The 23,681-nt window shown below is 45.5% G+C and carries 21 protein-coding genes; 10 read left to right on the forward strand and 11 right to left on the reverse strand.

What is annotated here, in order from left to right; genetic code table 11:
• Positions 1-42: 42 nt before the first annotated feature.
• Both OCV50_RS15570 and OCV50_RS15575 read right to left on the reverse strand, forming a co-directional pair.
• Positions 43-2,091, reverse strand: coding sequence for a prolyl oligopeptidase family serine peptidase (locus OCV50_RS15570; RefSeq protein ID WP_261904821.1), 2,049 nt, complete (start codon positions 2,089-2,091; stop codon positions 43-45).
• A gap of 184 nt (positions 2,092-2,275) precedes the next feature.
• Positions 2,276-3,184: a LysR family transcriptional regulator gene (locus OCV50_RS15575; protein ID WP_239839283.1), complete on the reverse strand. Its 909-nt coding sequence runs from the start codon at positions 3,182-3,184 to the stop codon at positions 2,276-2,278.
• A 183-nt stretch (positions 3,185-3,367) separates the two neighbouring features.
• Here OCV50_RS15575 and OCV50_RS15580 point away from each other — a divergent pair, with 183 nt between their 5' ends.
• Together OCV50_RS15580 and lldD are read left to right on the forward strand one after the other, a co-directional pair.
• Positions 3,368-5,062 (forward strand): L-lactate permease, encoded by a 1,695-nt coding sequence (locus OCV50_RS15580; protein ID WP_261904822.1) that lies wholly within the window; start codon positions 3,368-3,370, stop codon positions 5,060-5,062.
• 237 nt (positions 5,063-5,299) lie between these two features.
• Positions 5,300-6,442 (forward strand): FMN-dependent L-lactate dehydrogenase LldD, encoded by a 1,143-nt coding sequence (gene lldD / locus OCV50_RS15585; protein WP_239839285.1) that lies wholly within the window; start codon positions 5,300-5,302, stop codon positions 6,440-6,442.
• Positions 6,443-6,532: 90 nt separating this feature from the next.
• On the opposite strand, the gene OCV50_RS15590 is transcribed toward lldD, so the two are convergent.
• Both OCV50_RS15590 and OCV50_RS15595 read right to left on the reverse strand, forming a co-directional pair.
• On the reverse strand, positions 6,533-6,781 hold the full coding sequence (locus OCV50_RS15590; RefSeq protein ID WP_261904823.1) for a hypothetical protein: 249 nt from the start codon (positions 6,779-6,781) through the stop codon (positions 6,533-6,535).
• A 22-nt stretch (positions 6,782-6,803) separates the two neighbouring features.
• On the reverse strand, positions 6,804-7,673 hold the full coding sequence (locus tag OCV50_RS15595; RefSeq protein ID WP_261904824.1) for an AraC family transcriptional regulator: 870 nt from the start codon (positions 7,671-7,673) through the stop codon (positions 6,804-6,806).
• Positions 7,674-7,788: 115 nt separating this feature from the next.
• Between OCV50_RS15595 and OCV50_RS15600 the strand changes: the two genes are divergently transcribed.
• Positions 7,789-8,940: an aminotransferase-like domain-containing protein gene (locus OCV50_RS15600; RefSeq protein WP_261904825.1), complete on the forward strand. Its 1,152-nt coding sequence runs from the start codon at positions 7,789-7,791 to the stop codon at positions 8,938-8,940.
• A gap of 107 nt (positions 8,941-9,047) precedes the next feature.
• The gene (locus OCV50_RS15605; protein WP_032553574.1) at positions 9,048-9,305 is read left to right on the forward strand and encodes a DUF2999 family protein; all 258 of its coding nucleotides are present in this window, start codon (positions 9,048-9,050) and stop codon (positions 9,303-9,305) included.
• 77 nt (positions 9,306-9,382) lie between these two features.
• Here OCV50_RS15605 and OCV50_RS15610 read toward each other — a convergent pair whose 3' ends face one another.
• The 4 genes from OCV50_RS15610 to OCV50_RS15625 form a co-directional block, all read right to left on the reverse strand.
• Positions 9,383-10,411: a DUF1214 domain-containing protein gene (locus OCV50_RS15610; protein ID WP_261904826.1), complete on the reverse strand. Its 1,029-nt coding sequence runs from the start codon at positions 10,409-10,411 to the stop codon at positions 9,383-9,385.
• Between the two features lie 243 nt (positions 10,412-10,654).
• Positions 10,655-11,596 carry a LysR substrate-binding domain-containing protein gene (locus OCV50_RS15615; protein ID WP_239839290.1) on the reverse strand — a complete coding sequence of 314 codons (942 nt, stop codon included), beginning with the start codon at positions 11,594-11,596 and terminating at the stop codon, positions 10,655-10,657.
• A gap of 144 nt (positions 11,597-11,740) precedes the next feature.
• Entirely contained in the window at positions 11,741-13,213 is a 1,473-nt protein-coding gene (locus tag OCV50_RS15620) for a methyl-accepting chemotaxis protein (RefSeq protein ID WP_261904827.1), read from the reverse strand.
• 4 nt (positions 13,214-13,217) lie between these two features.
• A complete protein-coding gene (locus tag OCV50_RS15625; protein WP_261904828.1) occupies positions 13,218-14,081 on the reverse strand; it encodes an ABC transporter substrate-binding protein in 864 nt (287 codons plus the stop codon).
• Between the two features lie 351 nt (positions 14,082-14,432).
• On the opposite strand from OCV50_RS15625, the gene trhO reads away from it, so the two are divergent.
• From trhO to OCV50_RS15640, 3 genes are all read left to right on the forward strand, one after another.
• Positions 14,433-15,416, forward strand: coding sequence for an oxygen-dependent tRNA uridine(34) hydroxylase TrhO (gene trhO, locus OCV50_RS15630; protein ID WP_261904829.1), 984 nt, complete (start codon positions 14,433-14,435; stop codon positions 15,414-15,416).
• Between the two features lie 133 nt (positions 15,417-15,549).
• Positions 15,550-15,813, forward strand: a complete 264-nt coding sequence (locus OCV50_RS15635; protein WP_032553577.1) for a YdcH family protein — start codon at positions 15,550-15,552, stop codon at positions 15,811-15,813.
• A gap of 92 nt (positions 15,814-15,905) precedes the next feature.
• The gene (locus OCV50_RS15640) at positions 15,906-16,376 is read left to right on the forward strand and encodes a GNAT family N-acetyltransferase (protein WP_261904830.1); all 471 of its coding nucleotides are present in this window, start codon (positions 15,906-15,908) and stop codon (positions 16,374-16,376) included.
• A 40-nt stretch (positions 16,377-16,416) separates the two neighbouring features.
• On the opposite strand, the gene OCV50_RS15645 is transcribed toward OCV50_RS15640, so the two are convergent.
• Positions 16,417-19,344 carry an alkaline phosphatase family protein gene (locus OCV50_RS15645; RefSeq protein WP_261904831.1) on the reverse strand — a complete coding sequence of 976 codons (2,928 nt, stop codon included), beginning with the start codon at positions 19,342-19,344 and terminating at the stop codon, positions 16,417-16,419.
• Positions 19,345-19,626: 282 nt separating this feature from the next.
• Here OCV50_RS15645 and OCV50_RS15650 point away from each other — a divergent pair, with 282 nt between their 5' ends.
• Positions 19,627-20,784: a GGDEF domain-containing protein gene (locus OCV50_RS15650; protein ID WP_261905214.1), complete on the forward strand. Its 1,158-nt coding sequence runs from the start codon at positions 19,627-19,629 to the stop codon at positions 20,782-20,784.
• On the opposite strand, the gene OCV50_RS15655 is transcribed toward OCV50_RS15650, so the two are convergent.
• On the reverse strand, positions 20,781-21,062 hold the full coding sequence (locus OCV50_RS15655) for a hypothetical protein (RefSeq protein WP_239839296.1): 282 nt from the start codon (positions 21,060-21,062) through the stop codon (positions 20,781-20,783). The two genes, OCV50_RS15650 and OCV50_RS15655, sit on opposite strands and share 4 nt — an antisense overlap.
• 314 nt (positions 21,063-21,376) lie before the next feature.
• Here OCV50_RS15655 and OCV50_RS15660 point away from each other — a divergent pair, with 314 nt between their 5' ends.
• The gene (locus OCV50_RS15660) at positions 21,377-22,222 is read left to right on the forward strand and encodes a pirin family protein (protein WP_390905162.1); all 846 of its coding nucleotides are present in this window, start codon (positions 21,377-21,379) and stop codon (positions 22,220-22,222) included.
• 136 nt (positions 22,223-22,358) lie between these two features.
• Here the strand turns inward: OCV50_RS15660 and ppnP are convergent, their stop codons facing one another.
• A complete protein-coding gene (gene ppnP / locus OCV50_RS15665) occupies positions 22,359-22,640 on the reverse strand; it encodes a pyrimidine/purine nucleoside phosphorylase (RefSeq protein ID WP_032553586.1) in 282 nt (93 codons plus the stop codon).
• A 294-nt stretch (positions 22,641-22,934) separates the two neighbouring features.
• On the opposite strand from ppnP, the gene OCV50_RS15670 reads away from it, so the two are divergent.
• Positions 22,935-23,399 (forward strand): DUF2850 domain-containing protein, encoded by a 465-nt coding sequence (locus tag OCV50_RS15670; RefSeq protein WP_261904832.1) that lies wholly within the window; start codon positions 22,935-22,937, stop codon positions 23,397-23,399.
• Positions 23,400-23,681: the final 282 nt, after the last annotated feature.

Genomic DNA, 23,681 nt, shown 5'->3' on the forward strand with positions numbered 1-23,681 from the left:
ATGCGACTTTTTTTGTACCTATAGAATCAGTTAAAGCAAAAACTAAACCGTCAATTCCTTAATACCCATATTCCACAAAGTAAAAGCGTAAGTATCTGCAGATAAGTCAATCGCTTTATTCAGTGGCATACCTGCTCCATGGCCCGCATTCACATCAATACGAATCATCACAGGTTGATCACCTTGGTGCTTAAGCTGAAGCTCGGAGATGAACTTGTAGGAGTGTGCAGGGACAACACGATCGTCATGGTCGGCCGTAGTCACTAATGTCGCAGGATAAGATTGCCCCTCTTTAACATTGTGCACAGGCGAATAACCCAGCAGGTACTCAAACATCTCTTGGTTTTGCGCAGACGTACCGTAGTCATAAGCCCAACCCTCACCAGAGGTAAAGGTGTGGTAGCGCAACATATCTAATACGCCAACCGCTGGTAGAGCAACTTGGAACAGGTCTGGGCGTTGCGTCATACACGCTCCAACCAATAATCCACCGTTCGAACCACCACGAATCGCAAGCTTGTTTGAGCTGGTGTAGTTTTTCTCAATCAAAAACTCCGCCGCAGCAATGAAATCATCGAACACGTTCTGCTTCTGAAGTTGTGTTCCCACTTTATGCCAAGCTTTACCATATTCACCGCCACCACGTAGGTTCGGTACCGCATAAATACCTCCCAGTTCTAACCAGCTAGCTACATTGCCAGAGAATGAAGGAGGAAGGCTAACGTTAAAGCCACCGTAGCCATACAAAATAGTCGGAGCCGAGCCATCTAGCTTTGTACCTTTCTTGTAAGAGATAAGCATAGGCACTCGGGTACCATCTTTTGAGCTATAGAATACTTGCTCTGACTGGTACTGCTCACTGTCAAATGGCGCTTGTGATTTCTCAAACACTTTCGACTCGCCCGTCTCGACATCAAACGAGAAGATGGTTGGCGGCGTTACGTAGTTAGTAAACGTGTAATAAAGCTGAGTGTGCTCACGCTTCCCTTCAAGGCCACTTGCCGCTCCTTGTGCTGGCAATTGGATATCGCGCACCTTGTTACCCTGATAATCAAACTGCTCATACTTTGAAAGCACATCCACCATGTAATGTGCTAACAGATAGCCACCACCGGTACTGATATCCAGCGGTTGCTCACGTTCAGGGATAATATCGTTCCACTGCTGAGTATCTGTATCTAAGCTCACCACACGACCGTTTGGCGCATCAAGGTTAGTATATAGAATGAAACGAGCGCCTTGATTATCAATCAAATAGGTGTCGCTATCGACGTGGTCGACAACCGTATTAATTGGTTGCGACTCGCTGTTTAGGTCGATGTAGAACATACGATTACCCGACGTCGACTCTTGGGCCAAAATGATCAGGTAGTTGTCATCTTCTGTGGTGTAGCCGTGGACGTAACGATGGGCTTGTTCTTGCTCTGCACCAAATACAACCGTATCGCTGCTCTGAGGCTGTCCTAGCTGGTGATAGTAGAGCTTATGCTGCTCAGTTCGCGCAGACAGATGGCTACCATCAGGTTTATCGTAACTAGAGTAATAAAAACCTTCATTCCCTAACCAAGACACTCCAGTAAATTTGGCATCAACGATCTCTGGCTCTAGCTGCTCCTTAGTTTCGGCATCAATCACAAAAATCTTACGCCAATCACTGCCACCTTCCGAAATGCTGTAAGCCACTAAGGTGTTGGATTTGGAAAAAGACACTGAACCCAATGATGTCGTTCCATCTTGCGAAAAGGTATTTGGGTCTAAGAACACTTCCGGCTCACCGCCAGCTTTGCTGCGATAGAGGATGCTGTGATTCTGCAATCCATCATTTTTATAGAAGTAGGTATAGTCACCACGTACAAAAGGTTGCGAGATCTTTTTGTAATCTTGCGCTGTCGCGATGCGTTCACGAAGGGCATCACGAAACGGAATCTGAGACAGGTAATCGAAGGTCAGCGCATTTTGCGACTCTACCCACGCAGCCGTTTCTTCACTAGTGTCATCTTCTAACCAGCGGTACGGGTCAGATATTTGCGTACCAAAGTAGTCATCAGAGACATTCTGTTGCTTTGTGTGTGGGTAGACGTTCTTATCCATTCTTATCGCTTCCTTAGATTTTAAATGATAACAATTCGCAAATAAGATGACGAATCGCCGTGTTTAAATCAAGTAACCATTTGCACTAAAACGTAACTTTAGATGTCGCTGTCATCAGTCAACATCATCACGACCAAACTCTATTCACGTGATAATTGTTCAACAAAAAAGCCGAAATGCCTATTTAAAAGTAGTGCGAAATGGCCAGATAACGGGCACGGATATGCTCAATCAACATCTTGATTTTATTCGGGGGTTGGCGTGTAAACGGATAAACCGCGTAGATACCCAGTTTTTTACCTACGATATCAGGGAACAGATCCACCAGTTGACCGTTACGTATGTCGTGGTAGACCAAACAGCGCGGTACGTAGGCAATGCCATGACCACCCAATGCCGCTTTTCTTAACGCTGTTGCATTGTCAGTTGAGAAAGAACCCGAAACACGCACTATGTATTTGCTATCACCCTGTCCTTCTCGAATAAATTGCCACTCACCCGCCCCAGTTGTCTGGTAGGCATATTGCAGACAGTTATGTTTGACTAAATCGGTGGGAATAAGTGGTTTACCATTACGAGCAATATAAGAAGGGGATGCGCACACCACCCATTGAGAGTCCAAAATGTGGCGTGCGATTAAGCTCGAATCTTCCAGATAACCCGTTCTGATCACCAAGTCGAAGCCATCATTCACCAGATCGACAAAGCGATTATCGAGTGACATGTCGACAGTAAGGCCAGGGTGCATGTTACAAAACTCAGCAACCGCATCTGCCAGTATCAAATCACCCGAAATACTCGGTACAGACATTTTGATGTGACCGCTGACATTTTCACCAAAGCCTGAAACAGCATCCATAGCCTCTTGGGTTGCCTGCTTCACATTTTTGGCTCCATGCAAGATTGCCTTACCCGCCTCAGTCAGCGTTAATTTACGCGTTGTACGATATAATAATTGAACACCTATCTCTTCCTCCAATCGAGCAATTCTTTTGCTAACTACCGAATTTGTAAGGTTATTTTGCTCTGCAACCTTACTAAATGAACCCATTTCTACCACCTGTGAAAACAGGATTAAGTCGTCTGCACGCATGTTATTATGCCAATTTTGGAATTAATTATTTTCATTATTTCCCTATATCAATAAAAAATAAAGAGGTAAATTCACGCCAAATTAACAAACCCATTACAACCACTGCCGTTGTAATAACAAAAAACAATAACGTGTAAGTCACTTCAAACCGACAAGGATTGAGGCAAGGACGAGGAAGTACCCATGAATGAAACTCTATTAGCTCTGTTGGCATTTTCGCCAATAGTTATGGCAGCTATCTTGCTGGTTGGCCTAAATTGGCCAGCGAAGAAAGCGATGCCGGTGGCCTTTGGTCTAACCGTACTTATCGCACTATTTGGTTGGGACATGTCAGGCACTCGTGTGTTGGCATCTGTATTCCAAGGTTTTGGTATCACTGTATCGGTTCTCTGGATTGTGTTCGGCGCTATCTTCTTACTAAACACTTTGAAGCACACCGGAGCCATTACAACGATTCGTAACGGGTTTACTGATATTTCAGCAGACCGTCGTGTACAAGCCATCATCATCGCTTGGTGTTTTGGCTCTTTCATTGAAGGCGCATCAGGCTTTGGTACGCCAGCGGCCATTGCAGCACCACTACTGGTTGCTATCGGCTTCCCAGCACTTGCTGCGGTACTAATGGGCATGATGATCCAATCTACTCCGGTATCGTTCGGTGCGGTAGGTACGCCTATTATCGTGGGTGTAAACAAAGGTCTGGATACGCACAATATCGGTGAAAGCCTAGTTGCTCATGGTTCAACATGGGACGCTTACCTACAACAAATCACATCAAGTGTTGCGATGATTCACGCAACTGTAGGTGTGATGATTCCTGTACTAATGGCAATGATGCTGACTCGCTTCTTCGGTAAGAACAAGAGCTGGACTGAAGGCCTAGACATTCTACCGTTCGCACTATTTGCTGGTGCAGCATTCACTATCCCTTACGCACTGACTGGTGTATTCCTAGGCGCTGAATTCCCATCTCTAATTGGTGGTCTAGTTGGCCTTGCTATCGTCGTGACAGCAGCGAAACGTGGCTTCCTAGTGCCTAAATCAAAATGGGACTTCGAGAGCGAAGACAAGTGGCCTGCAGAATGGTTAGGTTCTCTAAAAATCGACCTTGATGAGAACAAAGGCCAACAGAAGATGAGCATGACTCGCGCTTGGGCTCCATACGTACTGCTTGCTGTAACTCTAGTTGCTAGCCGTGTTAGCCCTGAGTTCAAAGGTTTCCTAAAGAGCGTTAGCCTATCGTTCAGCAACATCCTTGGTGAAACAGGTGTGAGCACTGCGATTCAACCTCTTTACCTACCGGGTGGTATCCTAGTATTCGTTGCATTGATTGCTGTACTGATTCAAGGCCGCAGCGCTGCGCCACTTGCGAAAGCGTTCGGTGAATCAAGCAAAACACTGATTGGTGCAGGTTTCGTACTGGTGTTTACTATCCCTATGGTTCGTATCTTCATCAACTCTGGTGTGAACGCCGCTGACCTAGCGAGTATGCCGGTTACAACCGCAAACTTCGCCGCTGACCTTGTAGGCTCTGCTTTCCCTGCACTAAGTGCAACAGTGGGTGCGTTGGGTGCATTCATTGCAGGCTCAAACACAGTATCAAACATGATGTTTAGCCAATTCCAATTCGAGGTTGCGCAAACTCTGACCATCTCGAGTGCAGTAGTTGTCGCTCTACAAGCGGTAGGTGCAGCAGCAGGTAACATGATTGCAATTCACAACGTGGTAGCCGCATCTGCAACCGTAGGTCTGCTAGGCCGCGAAGGTGCAACGCTACGTAAGACCGTAATCCCAACGTTCTACTACCTAGTTATGACAGGCATCATCGGTCTTGTGGTTATCTACGGATTCAACGTGACTGACGCTCTGATGCGTTAAGCTTAAATTAGGCGGTGTTCATTGCACCGCCACCCAACTTGGCGTCAGCGTTCATTCCCCGACACCGCGACGTTTGTACTGGTTACTCGTTGACTACGCACCTTCTGGAAGCCAGCAGCCTAGCAATTACTGTGTACGCTGACGCCATTTTATTTCCAAACGCCTGTTCCAACTGGCACCACATTCGACAGAGTAAGCCTTCGAAGAGAGGCGAGCCCTAAACTTAGGATAAAGATTATGATTATCTCCGCATCTACAGACTACCGAGCTGCCGCTAAATCTAAGCTACCTCCGTTCCTTTTCCATTACATTGACGGTGGATCTTATGGCGAGCACACTCTGCACCGCAACACAGCAGACCTAGCTGAAATCGCGCTTAAGCAACGTGTTCTGAATGACATGTCGGAACTGAGTTTAGATACTGAATTGTTTGGTGAAAAGCTGGCGATGCCTATCGCACTGGCTCCAGTTGGTCTTACTGGAATGTACGCTCGCCGCGGTGAAGTTCAAGCAGCGAAAGCAGCCGATAACAAAGGCATCCCATTTACGATGTCGACAGTATCGGTTTGTCCAATCGAAGAGGTTGCACCTAAGATTGAACGTCCAATGTGGTTCCAACTTTACGTACTGAAAGATCGTGGCTTCATGAAGAACGTTCTAGAGCGTGCGAAAGCGGCAGGCGTAACAACACTTGTGTTCACTGTAGACATGCCTGTTCCGGGTGCACGCTACCGTGATATGCACTCTGGCATGAGCGGCCCGAACGCGGCAGTGCGTCGCATTTTCCAATCAATGCGTCACCCAAGCTGGGCATTCGATGTGGGTGTATTTGGTAAACCACACGACCTTGGAAACATCTCAACGTACCGCGGCACACCAACCAAACTGGAAGATTACATCGGCTGGTTAGGTGATAACTTTGACCCATCTATCTCGTGGAAGGATCTCGAATGGATTCGTGACTTCTGGGATGGCCCAATGGTGATCAAAGGTATCCTTGACGAAGAAGATGCAAAAGACGCAGTTCGCTTTGGTGCCGATGGTATCGTTGTTTCAAACCACGGTGGTCGTCAGCTGGATGGCGTTCTTTCAAGTGTAAGAGCCCTACCTGCGATTGCCGATGCAGTAAAAGGCGATACTAAGATTCTGGTCGATTCTGGTATTCGTACTGGCCTTGATGTGGTTCGTATGATGGCACTGGGTGCAGACTGTACTCTACTGGGCCGTTCATTTGTGTACGCACTCGCAGCACAAGGCCAAGCAGGTGTTGAGAACCTTCTCGACCTGTATGACAAAGAGATGCGTGTAGCGATGACGCTAACAGGCGCTAAAACAATAAAAGATCTTACGCGCGATTCACTGGTTAACTTGCCCAAGTAAGCGACAATAAGTAAGACGGAAGCCTAAGAAAACATTTGGGCCACCTCTACCTCCGGAGTGTGGCCTTTTTTATACCTGATGATTTGGTATTTACTGCCTCTCAGCCAACTCACCGAGCGCCTTCGCATCCAACGCTTCTGCTTGAGCGCCTTGGGCAATCAAATCAATCACCTTGTAATCACTCATATCACCAAATTCCTTTTTCAAATAGTCTCGAAATGCCTGTTCATTTGGCCACTTACCGCGGACTACGTAACCCTCATCAGGGTCAAAATCTTCTGTTTCAAAGAATGAAAAATCGGTGCTGCCGATGTTGTGACAATAAAGAACAAGGTACATTGCGCTTCCTTAGTAATTAAAATTAGTAAAAACTGACTGGGAGATAAAAGTCCAACACAAAGGCTTCATCATGATTAAGAAAGTGATTTTGATGGTAATGAACGTACGCTGGTGTCGATCGTTGCTTGAAGCCAGAACTTGGCAACCATTGCTCTAGAACCTGACTAATCTGGGGCAACAGTTCACCATAAATACCAGTAAGGCGAAACACCGCATGTAAGCCACCTGGTATCACCATCTGATTAACCACACTGCGATACTTGATCGGCTCACCAATCGCGATACAGGCCACGTATCGACACTGATCCATCTCCACCCAAGCAGGATTGGAGTGATGCAAACCAAACTGACGGCTAAAATCTCGCTCTTCGGCATTCGCCCACGCTTTTAGGATAAGCCAAGCATTACGTATCGAGCGATTATATCCGGTATGCCTCACATAGGCCGCCAAGCGCGGTGCGACCTCCATGATCTTAGGATCAGGAAGCTCTCTCTGCGCGACACGGTGATAACCTGCGGCAATCTCGGCATCTTTGAGGTACGGCTTTTCTGCTGTTTGTAAGTCGTGCTTTCTCCACTCCCCCGGCGCCATATGAAAGGTAGCCTTAAACGCGCGGCTAAACGATGAGAGCGAGCTAAAACCACACTTGTTGGCTATCTCGGCAACAGAAGAACGGGTATCAAACATCAACTGATTCGCTGCATACTCCATACGAGTACGACGGATATATTGATGAATCGACTCTCCCACCACACTCTTGAAAATGCGGTGAAAATGTTGCTCCGAATATGCCGCGACTTCAGCCAGTTCTTTGGCTGGAAGTTCCTTGCTGATGTCTTGATGAATATAGAAGAGGACATCATTGATTCTGGATATGTGTTGGCGTGACATTCTCTAAACAGCATAAATGGACATATTTAAGAGCATAAATGGACACATCGTTTTTTTCAATGCCATGTAATATCACTGGATAAATAAAAAAGCAGACACAACGAGATAACTACACATGGAAATCGCAAAATCATTACAACAAATCCAGTCTTCCTATATCCGTGAAATTCTTGCCGCAGCAAGCGACAAAAACGTCATCTCATTGGCCGGTGGTCTGCCAGATGAACAAACATTTCCGATTGAACTGATGAAGCCGACTCTTGAAAACCTATCGAACATGCCTGAGGTATTTCAATACGGCTCAACAGCAGGTTACGGCCCGCTGATCGATCACCTCAGCGACACTTATCAATTGCCAGAGTCACACACTGCGATGATCTGTACAGGCTCACAACAAGGCTTGGATTTGATCGCTCGTGCTTATGTTGATCCGGGCGATACGGTTGTAATGGAAGCGCCAAGCTACCTAGGTGCAATGCAAGTATTTGGTTTAGTGCAAGCGAACATTGTGACCGTTTCTCAAACCGAATTTGGACCAAACCTAGACGAACTAGAAGCCTGCTTTAAACAGCAAGCACCAAAGATGTTCTACGCGGTACCCGATTTCCATAACCCAACCGGCGTATGCTGGACATTAGAAAGCCGTCAGCAAGTGGCTGCGCTTTGTGAACAGTACAACGTTGCTTTCATTGAAGATGCACCCTATCGCGAACTGCGCTTTACAGGTAGTGAACTGCCACTAGTGTCTTCGTTCTGCCCTGATCATTCTATCGTTCTGCGTTCATTCTCTAAGATTGCTTCTCCGGGTCTACGTATCGGCGCGGTAACCGGCAAACGCAGCTACCTTGAGCCGCTTATCAAGGTAAAACAAGGTGCAGATTTGCACTCTAGTGTTCCAATGCAGGCACTGCTACTTGGTCTTCTCAAGCACCAAGATTTTGGCCTACACATGGAGAACATCCGCAACCTGTACAAATCTCGCTATGAGGTGCTGTTCTCTGAACTGGAGCAAAAATTGCCACAGGGTTGTACCTTGAAGCCCGTTGACGGCGGCATGTTCATTTGGGTTGAAATCCCAGAGTGCGATACGTTTGCCTTGGCTAAAAGCCTGCTTGGTAACGGCGTAGCAGTGGTACCAAGCCCTGTGTTCTACCCAGATGCGAACGGTGCCAAGGCTGCATTGCGTCTAAACTTTACTAACGCAAATCCAGATGAATTGCGCGAGGCGGTATCTCGCTTAGCAGAAGGCTTAGCTGCGATTGGCTAATGACAAAAGCAAGAGTTGATGACGAAAGGGCAATTGCTGTTTCACCCTAATGGCAGCCAGTGCTAAAATGCCCCGAAATTAACAGTCGCTAGTTTAAAGGTAAGGTAATGAACCCAATTATTGCGCTATTAAAAGAGAACAACATCGGTGATGAGCAGATCAACAGCATTTTCAAAACGTTGACTGAAAACCCGCTAGCTGCAATGGCAACCATCAGCCAACTTGGCTTGCCTCAAGAGAAGCTACAACTTCTTATGGGCCAAGTAATGCAAAACCCTGCGCTAATTAAAGAAGCAGTTGAAGAACTTGGCCTAGACTTCTCTAAAGTAGAAGCAGCAAAAGAGCAGCTTAACAAGCAAGGCTAATTTGTTCTAAACCAATGCGAAACTGGCCCACTAGATAATCTAGTGGGCCAGTTTTTTATTTTGACAAGGTTAAATGATTATTGAGCAACCACAGCAGAGATGATTGGATCTTTATCGGCTTCCATCACTTTTGGGTTTACCCCGTAGTGACGAGAAGTGAAGGTATAATCTTGCCCTTTGGTATCAATGTTATTTTTCGCAGTTTCGCCACAGTTAAAAGAGACTGTAATCGTACCGTCTTCGTTCTTGTCCCATGTATGTGAATTAACATTTCGTACGCCTTCCATCAGATACTTATCACCATCATAAGCCGTTATCGACGTGAAGAATTTGTTCTCTGGATCTTCAAAGGTCGAGGTGTAACAAACATCGGCCTTCATCTTAGGGCTGTTTGAGTATTTGTTACCAACAAACGCCTCTGGACTCGCACCACCCCAACCTGCCGCGTTTTCCAAGTTCCACTGGTGAAGATCCGTCACCTTGTCAGATGTTCTTGGGAAGGTATAGGTAAAGTTGCTCGTGTCGTTGACCTCTTGAGTAAACGCCTGCACCCACGCTTCCACTTCTTCGTAATTGTATGGCTGAGTTTTATAGTCTGTTGCAAAATTGAACTGAGATGAGTTCACTTGGTCCAATGACGCCTTGGCAGCTTCAATGCCATTTTCTGTACCAGAACGATAAAGTAGAAATGCATATTCCGACTCTACAGGTAACTGATAAGTGCCATCTTCGACCACGTAGTGCTGGCCATGACCGCGCTCTGTTACCACTTGAACTGCCATGTAGTTGTCGGTTTCTGGAATCGAGAAAGTGACTTGGCCATCAACGCGCTTCACAATCGCTACCCCGTAGAGCGTGTCATCGTTCATTTGCACGGTCGGAGCCGCTTTTCCGCGTGGAGGTAAACCCTGCATCTTCACGAACTCTTGCGTCGCACCCTTGCTCGCCCAATTACGGTAGTTACGAGCGGTTTCTGCATGAGTGAAATTCTCGGCAGTAACTTCAATAGAGTTAGATTGTGCTGCCAAGACTGGTGTAGACATCAAAAGACCAGCGATAATAACACCTGAAACTTGAGCGATTGGAGTACGTTTAATAGCTTTCATAATGCTTCTCTCTTAGAGTCAAACTTACCGAGTCACATCCATTCACTGCGCTAACGATAAGTCATTAAGGTTAACTGTTCAGCTCGCGGCTAGGCTTGCTTTTACAAGGCTCTGGCTTCCAGTGCGGCTAACAACTTGATGACTACTTTACCGACTGAATGACATTACCGGAAATGATTCATAATTATCTTAGAAATGCATCAGACACATATCATGGTCGATGACCTACACAACCAACTGAACTTACTGCTCACCCGCTAATGTTGAGAGGATCAACGCTTTCAACCACTGATGAGGAGCGCTATTACTGGTTCGTTTGTGCTCAATAAGATAGATATTCAGGCACAGCTCAGGGAAGGCTTCCATCGTAAGCACAGGGACAAGTTGTTGTTTAAGGTATGAAGAGGTCAACAGCTTATTAGAAGAGACCATCACCGTGTCCGTCTGCTGCATGACCGAAACTAATGAGTGAAGCTGACCACTTTGGAAAACCACATCCCTTTTTCTACCATGTTTGGATAGGTATTTATCAATCGGATTAACCAAACCAGACGCAGAGCGAATATCCAGACTCATATCGACAAATCGATAATTCAGACACTCTTCTAATGTGACTTGTTGTTGCTTGGCTAAAGGGTGATTTCGCGAGACGTAAAAAACGGGATAGGTCGTCGCTATGCATTGAGATGGAAACTCCGATTCATTGTCTGGCTTATCAACATGAAACGAGAAATCCACGCTTCGGTCGGCTAGCTGTTGAGTGGGCTCTTTGGCGACTGGGAACTCAACTAAACTCGCCTTTGGAGCGTGCTCTTTGAGCGCAGTAATCAAAGGAATACTGACAAAACCACTCATCAAAGGAGGCAGTGAAATAGCGAATGTTTGGTCACACGATTCTGGTGTAAACGCGGATCTGGCAATCAGACTCTGCATGTTTCGAAGTAACTCTTCCAAGGGCTCTTGCAGTTCCAATGCCTTCTGCGTCGGCACCAAGCCATTGGATTCACGATAAAATAAAGGGTCGTCAAACAATTCACGTAAACGCCCCAAGGTTCGACTCATTGCGGGTTGCGACAAGTACAGCGCTTGTGCCGCTCGGGTGACATTGCGTTCTTTGATTAAAACGCTCAAGGAGACCAATAAGTTGAGATCAAGACGAGAAAGCTGTTGTTCTAGAGTTACCATCTACATGCACCTAAGTTATATCACTTTATTACTATTATCCTTTTTGAAATAAAAATCACCTTTATTAAGACTCTAAAAGACAGAAAGCCCCACCGAAGTGGAGCTTTTGCGTTGTAGCTCAGCTACAGGGTATGGACAGGCAATCTAGTATTTGAAGCGATCAATTTGCCCTGATAGCTCCTCGGTGTGACCCAAGATATCTTCTGCCAGTGATTGCAGGTTGCCATTGACTGTCTGCATGCGGCTCGCACTCGCATCCAGCAAGTTCATGTCATCAGCCACAGTAGAGCTCACATTTGATTGCTCTTCACAAGCTGAAGCGACAGAGTCAACCATCTCATTAATTGAAGAGACTGAGCTGATGATACTGATCAAGGCTTCTTGGATTTCATCCGAGCTCTCTTTAGTTTTCTCCACCAGCTGTTTCGACTTCTGAGTGGCATCAAAAGAGGCCGATGCTTCTACTTGTAAGCGCTCAATAATGGTTTCGATTTCATTGGTAGATTCGTGCGTCTTCGATGCCAAAGCGCGAACCTCGTCAGCAACGACCGCAAAACCACGTCCACTTTCACCCGCACGTGCCGCTTCAATCGCTGCGTTCAGCGCAAGTAAGTTGGTTTGCTCAGCAATGGCTTTGATTACCTCAATCACACGACCAATGTCATCACTACTTACCTTCAATGAATTTGCACAATCCGCAGCACTCTCTAGGCTTTGTACCAGTTCACCGATGTTCTGTGCATTCACTTCAATCGTTTGGCCGCTGCGGTGGCTAAGCTGCAACGCATCGTTTGATTGATGCAGCGTATTTTCAGTGTGTGCTGCGATCTCTTTCGTCGCGATATTGAACTGCTCAATCTTGCTCAGGCTCTCGTGAGTTAGGCTCGTTTGTTGGGTGGTTTGAACGTTCATCTCATCACGCAAGTTCGCAATCGCGTGACCATTACCTGTAAGGTGTTGTGTGGTTTTTGCTGTATCAACAATGATGCTCTGTACGGTCGCTACGAACTGGTTAAACGCGCTCGCAAGCTCAGTGACTTCATCATCCCCTTTCTCTTCCACTCGAGACGTCAGGTCACCACCACCAGCAGCAATGTCATTCATGTTCTCAGACATCTGTTTGATTGGCGCAACCACTTTACGGTCGAGTACAAAAGAGATAAGAAGTAAGTTAATCGCAAAGACACTGAACATGATCAACGACGATACCTGCATGGCATTGGCCAGTTCATCACGAGCGGCTTGCTGATTAAAACCAATTTCGACTTCACCGACAGGCAGGTTATCCCAGGTAATAGTCAGTGACGACAGCGTTTCTACAGGCAAAGAGTTAACACTCGCTAGCGCCTTACCGTTTTGATCGAGAACTGAAATAGAGGCGATAGAGCTCTTTTGTGCGTAAGCATCAATGATATTCTGAACCAGTGCTTTGTCGTACACATAAACAGGTTCTTGTAGGATAACCTCAAGCTCTGAGACCACTTCAGAGGCATTGAGTTGCGCCTGAGACTCTGCGGCATTCTTACTAATGAAGTACTGAGCTGGCAGAGCAACCGCTGCCACTAACACCATGACCAATGCGATCATCAGTACCATTTTCTTTGTTAATTTGTTCATGTGACTACTTCCGATTCGCTAGTGGGTCAAAATAGTATTTTTCAGGCATCGCCTGTGTCTGTTGTGTGAGGTATGGGTTATCAAGATCGATAATGACGCGTTCTTGTAACTTGGCGAGTGACAGCGCCATCTTTACTTCTTTGTCAGCAAAGAACATCTCTTCATAAGTGCCGTCTTCAAAGATCTCATTGATGATACTAAGCAGATGTTGCTGTAGCTCACTCTCACCTTTCTTTACGAAAAACATGTAAGGCATTCGATAGCGCAGCATGATATGGCTGTCTACGGCAAGCGGTAGCTCAGGATGGGATTCGACCTCAGCAAAGGGTTCCATCACACCGCGAGCAAAGAAATGACAGCGATTGCCCGCCAACATCATTTCAAAGATATTCGGATACTTAAGCGATTTCGCCGTTTTGATGTTGTTGGCGTCAATGATGAAAGTGTCTGGCCACGTTTTACCTGAGCAGATAGTGAACCTCTGCAGATCAGGCAAGTTTTGAACTCCGGCAAGCAGGTTATGATCGTTTTGATGGATCAAACCAATGCGCATACCGAGCATGCCCCGAAATATTGGGAAGTGCACCGGATCAAAGCGCTGCTCCATATCAATACTGGTCGCAGTCCATATTACATCCAGCTTGCCAGACTCTAAGTCCGCCATCACCCTAGAGCCAGCAGGCTCACCCGTTTCGGCATAAACAAATTCGATACTGTCAAAGCGCTCTGAGCGCGCTACCACCTCTTTGATGAGTGTTAAATGCAGCTTTTGGTCGTCAGGCTTACCCGCGACTTTTAGTGGCTCAGCAAATAATGGCATTGAGGTCATACTCGTAACCAGAGCCATTACTGATATTAGTTTCTTCACATCTATCCCCCGTCGATATTGATGCTGTTACCTTATTATCTCGGTAACAGAATAGCAAACTGTAACTTTTTGAGTTTGATATGTGACATATATGGCATTTTGTATGGATTAAATTTTTAAATTGTCATTCATACGAAACAGATGATGAGAAGGCTATCTTTGAAAGTGAGGAGGAAGAAAAACCCTTAGAAAGTAAAAACCACACATAAAGAGGTGCTATATAGCCCTAACTTTGGTTGGTTTTTGTGCTCGACAAGCTTAGCTATACTCACGCCGAAAACTATTTATAAATCCCTCACTGACAAGTGAGATTGCTCTGGAATTACGCTCCAGCTCGCGAAAGGAAAAGTCATGTCTCAATATGTTGTATGCGCACTCTACAAGTTTGTCGCACTGGATGATTACCAAGATATCCGCCAACCACTTACTCAACTGCTTCTCGACAATCAAATCCGTGGCACCTTGCTGCTTGCCCAAGAAGGCATCAATGGCACGGTAGCTGGCTCACGCGAATCAATCGACGCTCTGCTTGCTTGGTTCAAGCTTGATGAGCGCCTAGCTGATGTTGTCTACAAAGAGTCGTTCAACGAACAACAACCGTTCAACCGCACTAAGGTTAAGCTCAAAAAAGAGATCGTAACCATGGGTGTGGAGGGAATCGACCCTCGCCATGTCGTGGGTACATACGTAAAGCCAAAAGACTGGAATGAACTGATCTCAGATCCTGATGTGGTACTGGTCGATACTCGTAACGACTACGAAGTCGACATCGGTACTTTCAAAAATGCGGTCAATCCAAACACAGAAACCTTCCGTGAGTTCCCGCAATACGTTGAAGACAATCTGGATCCTACTAAACACAAAAAGGTAGCGATGTTCTGTACTGGTGGCATTCGCTGTGAAAAGTCGACGGCTTACATGAAAGAGCAAGGCTTCGAAGAGGTGTATCACCTTGAAGGCGGCATCCTAAAGTATCTAGAGGAAGTGCCTGAAGAAGAGAGCATGTGGGAAGGTGATTGCTACGTGTTTGATGGCCGTGTTGCGGTTAACCACCAGCTTGAAAAGAGTGGCTATGATGTATGTAACGCTTGTCGTTTGCCAATCACTGAAGAAGACAAACAGTCTGCTGATTTTGAAAAAGGTGTAAGCTGCCCTAAGTGTATCGACAAGCACACTGAAGAGCAGAAGCAACGCTTTAGAGAGCGTGAAAAGCAGGTACAGCTGTCTGCGGCTCGTGGTGAGACTCACGTCGGTGGCGATGCTGCACAGCTGATCGAACAGAGAAAACAGCAAAAACTCGAAAAGAAAGCTCAACAACGAGCAAACAATAAATAATTGTTATTTTTGAGATAGATAGGGCACTTTTGGTGCCCTTTTTTATTACTTTCGAGCTTTGCGTTCAGTGACACATTTCTTTAATGGTTGTGCTTCTATACTGATAAGCAAACACCTGAATGAGGACACTCGAATGCTCAATGAAAACCACGCTTTTATCCTAGATTTCCCTGAGTTCAAACTCGATATCGTGCAACTTAACCACGACGACCCTAAGTTCAAAAACAACATGCAGAAGTACCACGAACTCGACTACACCATTCGCGAACTTGAAGTTTCTGGCAGTCCAATCGATGACGACAACATGCACAATCTAAAAGTAGAACGCATGGAACTGAAAGACACCCTCTACAAGCAGCTTTCTCGCCACCATCAACTTGCTGAAGAGTCCAAATAAAAAGAAATCGAATTCAAGTAACAACGACACATAGCTATATAGATACAGTGATACATAGATAAATAGATAGATACAGGGACGTTCTTTCAACAATGAAACAAGGTGTCGAGCCTCATCCATTACGCTACTCGCCAATTCTTCCTTCAGAAGCTGAAACGCAGTTTTCTATGATAAAAGAGGCACTCTATTGTCATGTCGAAGCCGTATTTGGGTGGGATGATGAATATCAAAGGCAACGAGTAAACAATGACTATCAACTAGACTGGTTTTATTGGATAGATGATGGAGATGATCGAGTCGGTTTAGTCTGCTACAAACCCTACCAAAACGCCTACCATGTACACTTACTGATCATATTCACGCCTTACCAGAACCAAAAGCTAGGGTGTCGAGTAATGAGAGATATCCAAGAGCTCGCCATCAAAGAAAAGCGTGAAACGATTACTCTTTCTAGCTTTAGACGCAATCAGCCAGCGATCGCTTTCTATCAAAGGTTGGGCTATCAGATAACCGATGATAGCGAAGCAGATTTTGTTAGTATGTCGCTTCGTATCAACGAATAGAGACGCCGTTACAAACCGCCTCTATCCGCTGTTCTCTAGACTATTTTTGAATGTCTAACTTATCGACAAGAGACGGGAAGCCCCAACCGTTTTCACCAACCACAACCTGCTCACCCGTTAGGTACTCAAACAAGGTGGGGGCCAATGAGCCATTCGCTTCGATCGTCAGTGGTGTTGAACTTTCGCCAATCGGCTCACCCCAGAAACCAATAAAGGCATCTTTCTCAAGATAATCTTCACCGGCATGTCGCCCCGGCACCTTGGTGTTGTAACCAATCCCCTCTTTCGGAAATAGATTCACCGTACCGGCTCTATCTTCCAAGTAGATATTGGCCAACTGGTTTACTGAATCGGGCCTTGGTGTAAATCGTGTCAGTTGCGTCCACTCATCTGCGTGACACCAAGTCGAAGGCTGAGACTTAACTGCGCGATTTAAGCACTTATCGACCAAACGAGAGTAAGCGGCAAACTCGGCATCGGTAGGTTTAGGAAGGTAAGTGTTAAGTTGTTGCGTATTCAGTAACTGTGGACGCTGACCAGTCTCTAGTGACTCATAAAACAGCTTGTCTCCTTGACGTGTAATCAACTCATCCACACGCAACTGGTCACGGTTACCAATCACTCTTACAGAGCAACTCTCCTCAGTACAAGCCTGCTCGCGCACGACCATATAGTCCAGCGATTCGGGTAGACGCTTTGCTATCTGATCAATGATATCGATGTGGGTATCTTTAGGGGCTGCCAACGGAGTCCACTCAGTTAACTCTTGATACACGGGCTGTACCTTCCAACCCTGCTGCGAGTTAAAGAAGTCCATCATAAAGTTACCCCCCGCAGTCGAAGCCACCACGACATCCACCGCCTTAAGGCTTGGGTAATCGAGAGCATTAGTGATCTTCGGACCTTCCCCTTCATCGGATGAAATTTTCTCAACCACGATTGGATAATCAAGCTCTTGCTGAAGACCTTCTAGTACCTGTTTTTCTGGGTTAAGCGCATAGAATACTGGCGTTAAACCGTGATCTCCGGCCATGCCCCACAAGGTTCGCGAATAGACACCTGCAGACTTATAAGTGTTCTCCACTTGTGTCAGCCAGTAATCCAAGCGGTTGAGCTCACCAGTTGGCATCAGAATTTCATCGCTAAACGGGCCAGTGAAGTGAGCAAAATGATCCGGCCACGGGTTATAGATCAAGGTGTAATCCGGCATACCTTGTCCATCTAACTTAGCGTATTGGGATATCGCCTGCTCGACCTGTGCCTTTTTGGCAAACTTGGTGAAAAGATCAAAGCCAGAGATCCTTTCATAAGATTGGATATCTTCGATTAGCGCTTGGCGCATTTCGGTCAGAGACTGCTCTACATCCGCTCGTTGTTCTAACTCTTTCAAGCAGCGCTTTTCGCCATAGTCACGCAAAGACTCACCGAATCCAAGATTCACCAAGCCATCGTAAGTGGTGTGTGCGTTCCAGTCGTACTGAGCATTGCAGTTCAACGTCTTTAAGTAGTTAAGGCGATCAAACATGGTTTGGACCTTGTTATCTGCCATCAACACATCTAGCTGCAGTGCATCATTACCGAAGAAGTAATATGCGCGGTCGATCTCTCGATCAACGAAGTGGAAGTTCGGAACGCCTGTTCCGCCCTCTCCTGAAACTCTCGCACCGGTTTTAATGATCGGCAGATTGCGAACACTGATGGTTGGCGTTGAAGAGATACCAACTCGGCTAATATTGGCCTTGTTTTCGTTGTATAGTCTCTTAAAGAAAGGCAAATAGTACTGGTCTTGATACGCCTGTTCAGCCAATTGCGCCATAAAACTCACCTGTTGCTCATGTGGCGGCTCAATCACTTGTTCAAGCTTAGGTTTGTACTGTTCGCGGTTTTGATGGTGCTGATTCGCAATCGAGATAAATGGGGCAGTCGGGTCAACCAAACCTTCAATCAAACCTTGCTGTAAGCCATCAACGGTCACTTGCACCGCGAAGCGACGGTTTTGCTGAGAAGAGAGAAATTCAATCAAATCTTGCGGATTGTCATCAAAGGCTTGCCGCATCCAATCATCAAGTGCGTCTGTTCTCTCTTCTTTAAATACAAATTGGCGATATGCCTTGAGCAAGTTGAGACGAACAAAATCGATCAGGGTGACGGTGAGAGCTTGTGCCTTGTTGTTCGGTTTATTAGCGTTTTCCGGCTTACCATCTTCGACAATGGTCATCAATGCTGAGCGAATGTCGCTTGGCTCCATGCCTTGCGCCGCCTTGTCGATCAAACCCACAACAATCGGTTGGATTTTATTGATGATAGCCAAATCTTGTTCGCTATCAGTAAGGTAAGTATAGCTATCTGGCAGAGTATCCATATCTCGCCACACACCTAAATCAAACAAGGCATCGTAGATCACCACCATATTGGCAATAAACTTGTCATCTACCCGAATGCCCTCATGGTGCCCCGTTGATTCTGTTGACGTGTCTGGCTGCTGATGACTCTCCGAATGTGCTTCGCTTATTTCTTCGGCATCGCCAAAATGGTACAAGCTATGTTCAAAGCCCTTTAGCGTGGGTTCATCGTAAATTGTCGCCAGATACTCTTTAAACACATCTTCACTACCAATGCCTGCATAACGGTCATAATAGCTATACAGAAAATAACCAAGAGGAATCGAGTAAGTAGGATTTGATAACTGAGCGATGACACGCGCTTTGGTTTTCGCATCCAATGGCAGCGCTAATATGTAAGTGTCTAACGTCACGCCAGCAATCGTAAACAGAGCAGCATCGCGAGTCAGAGTTGCAGAATAGCTCAAACTCGACACAACCTGATTTTTCAAAACTTCACTTGAACTGAATACACCACCAATTACAGGAGTTTCTGAAAGTTGTGCCTGCACACCACTCGCCACTAGGCTTAACGGAAATATGCCCAGAACAAGCGCTGAACGATAAGGACGAAAAAGCTTCTTCATTGAATATCCTTTGACTTCGCGATCGATTTATAAAACTGGCGTATTGTTTCATTCCACATTCATTAGTCAACCTTAGTTTGCGACGAGAAAAAATGACAGCCTGTCTGTTATTGAGTGAACTGATACTTACAGAGTGAGTTATTTATATGAAACTTAGAGACTAATCACACTATTAGCTGTTATTTGTATCATTTATTGGAGCAATTTAACCTAAGATTAAGAACATTAATTTCCACTATGGCGTACAAAATGAACAAGTTGGTCGGAAGACACCTAGAAGAGATGGCCGATATTCGTTCGACTCGAAAACAGAAAATCGTCTACTCCTTTTCGCTAACCTCTGCAGCGTTGTTTGTTTTCTATACTTGGGCATATTTCCAAGATGGCTATTACACCCTGTCTGTCTTTGAAATGATGTTCGCCATTATTGCCGTCATTAACGCCGTTTATATTAAAAAGGTTCAAGAACCCCACTATTGTGAATTGTTGTTGAGCTGCGTATTGCTAATCCAAGGTGTTGTGCTGTTTCTCTATAGCGGAACCATCCCTGAGCGTATGCTTTGGCTTTATCCGATCTTAGCCGCGGTTATCTTTATTAATGAATTTCGCATGGGGTTGATCCTCAGTGTTACCTTCTTACTTTTTCTTAGCAGTTTGATGGCATTTATCCCTCATAAATTCGCACTGCCGTTCAACAGTACACACCGCTTCTCTCTAAGTCTTGTGACCATGAGTGCCGTGTGCCACGTGTCATCTTATTACTACACCAAGGCTGTGGGCTATATTCAACGCTTATATCAAGAAGGGATTGAAGACCTTGCTTACCGAGATCAACTCACAGGGCTTGCCAATCGTTGGAGCTTTGAACGTTGGGCAATCGAGAAACTCAACACCGTCAATACGAATAATAGTGTGACGGCTTTGGTCTTCTTAGATATCGATAACTTCAAAACCATCAATGACAGCTTTGGTCATGATGTTGGCGACAGTGTTCTACAACACTTTGCCCAGCGATTGAAAAATAACCTTCGCAGTAAAGACCGATCAACTCATAAGCATGACTATTCGATTGCCCGCTTCGCTGGCGATGAGTTTGTATTAATGCTCTATGATGTGAGAAGCAAGCAAGATTTAGATGGCATTTTGCAGAGAATCAGCGGCTTGTTTGAAAACGAAAACCTGACCAACAATCAAGTCGGCACACTCACCTTAAGTATTGGGGTGGCAATGTATCCTAGTGACGCGACCGATCTTGCAGAGCTGACACGCTGTGCAGACAAAGCGATGTATTATGCCAAGCACTCTGGTAAAAACCGTTTCGCTTATTACCAAGACGATCTCACGACACCACTCATTGAGGATGGGCACTGTTCTGAGCCGCGCAAAGCCATCGAGACAATACCAAGTAATGTCACCGCTTTACACCAGCAATCTAGTTAGCCAGCCATATACATAGCCCATAGGCTGACCAGACCAATAATCACTATCCAAACAACTTGACGCTGCTTGCTCGGACTCATTCTCTTTGGTTTAAGAACCGGTTTAAACGCCGCGTTTTTTGCTGATTGGAAGAAAGGTCTATCAAGCTCTTCCTTCTTTTTTCTGCGTCGAAATGCCGCGTTTGCCACTTCGGTAAAACGCTGACGTTGATCAGTGGTGAAGTCGTTTTCGAAACCAACTCGGCCACTTCTATCGTTGTGTTTAGATTGCACAGCCATCGTCGCCTCCTTGGCTAGACTATCCCTTATTGTAAGTATAGTCAGTAATCGCGAACTTTCTGATATTCAAGATCACGATTATCACCCAAGCTCACTGCAACAACGTTAACATCTTCTTTTGAAAATCTTTGAACTGCCATAAATAGCAGCAACAAAACGAACTCATTCCCTATGAAATCGACGCTTCACTGGCGCGTAACCTTCCATTTTTCACTTGTTCGAATTTTTCAAACAAGCCCGTCAGTTTTGTGCCCTGTTTGAGATTGTGCTTCCTACTTAGACTATAGGTATTGAAACATTTGGAGATAACAACCATGGAAAATCGACGTATTACACAAATCATGAATGCTCAGGCAACGTCCGACGGCGATGGTGTGAAAATCCAACGAGCTGCAGGATTCAACAACGCCAGCTTCTCGCCTTTCTTAATGATTGATGAACTCAAATCCGATGAGAGTAAAGATTACGTGGGTGGCTTTCCACCGCACCCTCATCGCGGAATCGAGACTCTCACTTATATGCTCCAAGGTCATTTCCAGCATAAGGATCATATGGGCAATGTCGGTGAGCTACGCAGTGGTGGCGCTCAATGGATGGCCGCAGGTCGCGGAGTGATTCACAGTGAAATGCCAATGATGGAAGAAGGCTCTCTGCATGGTTTCCAAATATGGATAAACCAACCTGCTCGCGACAAGATGAAGCCTGCTCAATACCACGACTTTCAAAGTGAGACCATTACTGAATGGGGTAACGAGAAGATGGGGCTACTGCGACTTATCGCTGGCAACGCATCAATTGAGGGCACACAACTATCCGGGCCATTGCAAACAACGGGGGTACCACTCAATGTTTCAGACTGGCGAGCACAATCAGATCAAACGCTGACGCTCACAACCGAAAATGATCACAACGCGTTCGTTTATGTTTATAAAGGCTCGGTTGAATTAGGGTCACAATCTCTCGTTGCTGGACAATTGGCGCTATTGAGTAAGGCTGAAATTCTGGAGATGATCGCGAAGGAAGAGTCTGGAGTACTGATTTTTTCGGGAGAACCCATTAACGAACCTGTTGTTCATTATGGCCCGTTTGTAATGAATAGCATGAAAGAGATAGAACAGACGATCCATGACTTTAACAATGGCGTCTTTGAAACCTATTAAGAATTTTGTCTTCTCGTTGGAAGGCTACTAAAACGTGACGTTATCCACTGCCAAGAATATCGTTCACTGATTCGCCACGCTCGATTGGAGCGTGGCTTTTTTCTTGGTCGCTTAGCGAGTACAGCAACCGACAGTATTACAAGTACTCACAAAGGTAAGCAGTCGCTTCCGCAACCTTAACATCGAATGAAGAATCACCTGCTACTTCAAACGAATCACCTGATTTAAACGTTGACCAATCGTCTTCACCAACACGCTTAATCGTTAATGCACCTTTGACTACTGTCATTCTTTCTGGGGCAGCCGTACCAAATGTAAACTCACCCGCTTGCATCACACCTACACTGACATCTTCACCCTCTTGTGAAAAACCAAGAGATTTAACGCCACCATCGAAATAGGTATTTTCTTTAATCATTGTACTTCCTTGTCTTTAATCAGAACGGCGTGAGCTTATCAAATGCCTCATCACCAAAATTACTTGCTTGAATGTTTTAACTAATTCACCCGTTTCCTACAAGCAATTAATCGTCATAAGTTAGTGCTTTTGAGTGTTCAATCAACTCGCTGCAAATACCAAACTAGCGCCCACTCGAAGTGTGAGTTTGCTTCACAATGTGGATCCTGCTTCTAACTTTGACAACTTTCATTGCAAACTGAGTATTCAATAAATAAAATCGTCCTTTGGAAGATGAAGGAAACAGCCATAAAAATGGGACAAAAGGATTCGAAAAGCAGAGACTTATTGACTCAGGCGCTGTTTTACCTACTTTTATTGATGGGGCTTATTGCCGCCGTCTTTGCCAGTTATACCGCTTATCAAACGCATCAGAAGTTTATCGATCCGAGTAATGTCTACGGCACATGGATTGAGGTAGGCGCGCCTCCTTATGACACCGATATCCTTTCCCTATCTGAACAAGGTGTGGTGATGAACCATCGCCTAATCAGCACCAACTTTAAGTTCAATGGCAAGACCATCACCATCAATACCGGGTCTGGAGAAACCGTGTACGCGATAAGTGGCACCTTCAATTCACCTCAACTTAAGCGCTTAGTTCCAAACATCCCTACGCAGCAATTCGTAAAAGAAGGGTATGAACATACCGCTATCCCTCTAAACAGCAGCGCTGTACAGCAAAGACGCGCTTCTTTGGCTGAGCAATTCAGCAAATAACCCGTTCATTTCAAAGCACATCTGATTATTCGCTGTTTTTAAAAACACTACACTACTTCCATTTTTCAACATAAAAATATGCAACTTCAAAAATTTGCATCATGTCGTGTCGTAAAAACTCACTTATGAGACCATTCCACTGGTTGCGATAATTTTATAAAACATGGACTCGACCTCTCACCCATAGCGCAACAACTTTGTAACAAGTTGTGATTTTTTCGTTGTCCATCGAAAACGGATTTATTTTCACTTATGAAATAAAAACTCTCTCGAATACTGAAC

Source organism: Vibrio fortis (assembly GCF_024347475.1).
Taxonomy (GTDB): domain Bacteria; phylum Pseudomonadota; class Gammaproteobacteria; order Enterobacterales; family Vibrionaceae; genus Vibrio; species Vibrio fortis.

Bases quoted from the DNA above. Each gene is read 5' to 3' on its own strand.
- OCV50_RS15655 (WP_239839296.1), bottom strand. From the start codon at position 21,062: ATGGCTGTGCAATCTAAACACAACGATAGAAGTGGCCGAGTTGGTTTC.
- OCV50_RS15670 (WP_261904832.1), top strand. From the start codon at position 22,935: ATGGGACAAAAGGATTCGAAAAGCAGAGACTTATTGACTCAGGCGCTG.
- OCV50_RS15590 (WP_261904823.1), bottom strand. From the start codon at position 6,781: ATGTACCTTGTTCTTTATTGTCACAACATCGGCAGCACCGATTTTTCA.
- OCV50_RS15650 (WP_261905214.1), top strand. From the start codon at position 19,627: ATGGCCGATATTCGTTCGACTCGAAAACAGAAAATCGTCTACTCCTTT.
- OCV50_RS15620 (WP_261904827.1), bottom strand. From the start codon at position 13,213: ATGAACAAATTAACAAAGAAAATGGTACTGATGATCGCATTGGTCATG.
- OCV50_RS15635 (WP_032553577.1), top strand. From the start codon at position 15,550: ATGCTCAATGAAAACCACGCTTTTATCCTAGATTTCCCTGAGTTCAAA.
- OCV50_RS15595 (WP_261904824.1), bottom strand. From the start codon at position 7,673: ATGTCACGCCAACACATATCCAGAATCAATGATGTCCTCTTCTATATT.
- OCV50_RS15615 (WP_239839290.1), bottom strand. From the start codon at position 11,596: ATGGTAACTCTAGAACAACAGCTTTCTCGTCTTGATCTCAACTTATTG.
- ppnP (WP_032553586.1), bottom strand. From the start codon at position 22,640: ATGATTAAAGAAAATACCTATTTCGATGGTGGCGTTAAATCTCTTGGT.
- OCV50_RS15575 (WP_239839283.1), bottom strand. From the start codon at position 3,184: ATGCGTGCAGACGACTTAATCCTGTTTTCACAGGTGGTAGAAATGGGT.
- OCV50_RS15580 (WP_261904822.1), top strand. From the start codon at position 3,368: ATGAATGAAACTCTATTAGCTCTGTTGGCATTTTCGCCAATAGTTATG.
- OCV50_RS15570 (WP_261904821.1), bottom strand. From the start codon at position 2,091: ATGGATAAGAACGTCTACCCACACACAAAGCAACAGAATGTCTCTGAT.
- OCV50_RS15610 (WP_261904826.1), bottom strand. From the start codon at position 10,411: ATGAAAGCTATTAAACGTACTCCAATCGCTCAAGTTTCAGGTGTTATT.
- OCV50_RS15640 (WP_261904830.1), top strand. From the start codon at position 15,906: ATGAAACAAGGTGTCGAGCCTCATCCATTACGCTACTCGCCAATTCTT.
- OCV50_RS15645 (WP_261904831.1), bottom strand. From the start codon at position 19,344: ATGAAGAAGCTTTTTCGTCCTTATCGTTCAGCGCTTGTTCTGGGCATA.
- lldD (WP_239839285.1), top strand. From the start codon at position 5,300: ATGATTATCTCCGCATCTACAGACTACCGAGCTGCCGCTAAATCTAAG.
- OCV50_RS15605 (WP_032553574.1), top strand. From the start codon at position 9,048: ATGAACCCAATTATTGCGCTATTAAAAGAGAACAACATCGGTGATGAG.
- trhO (WP_261904829.1), top strand. From the start codon at position 14,433: ATGTCTCAATATGTTGTATGCGCACTCTACAAGTTTGTCGCACTGGAT.
- OCV50_RS15660 (WP_390905162.1), top strand. From the start codon at position 21,377: ATGGAAAATCGACGTATTACACAAATCATGAATGCTCAGGCAACGTCC.
- OCV50_RS15600 (WP_261904825.1), top strand. From the start codon at position 7,789: ATGGAAATCGCAAAATCATTACAACAAATCCAGTCTTCCTATATCCGT.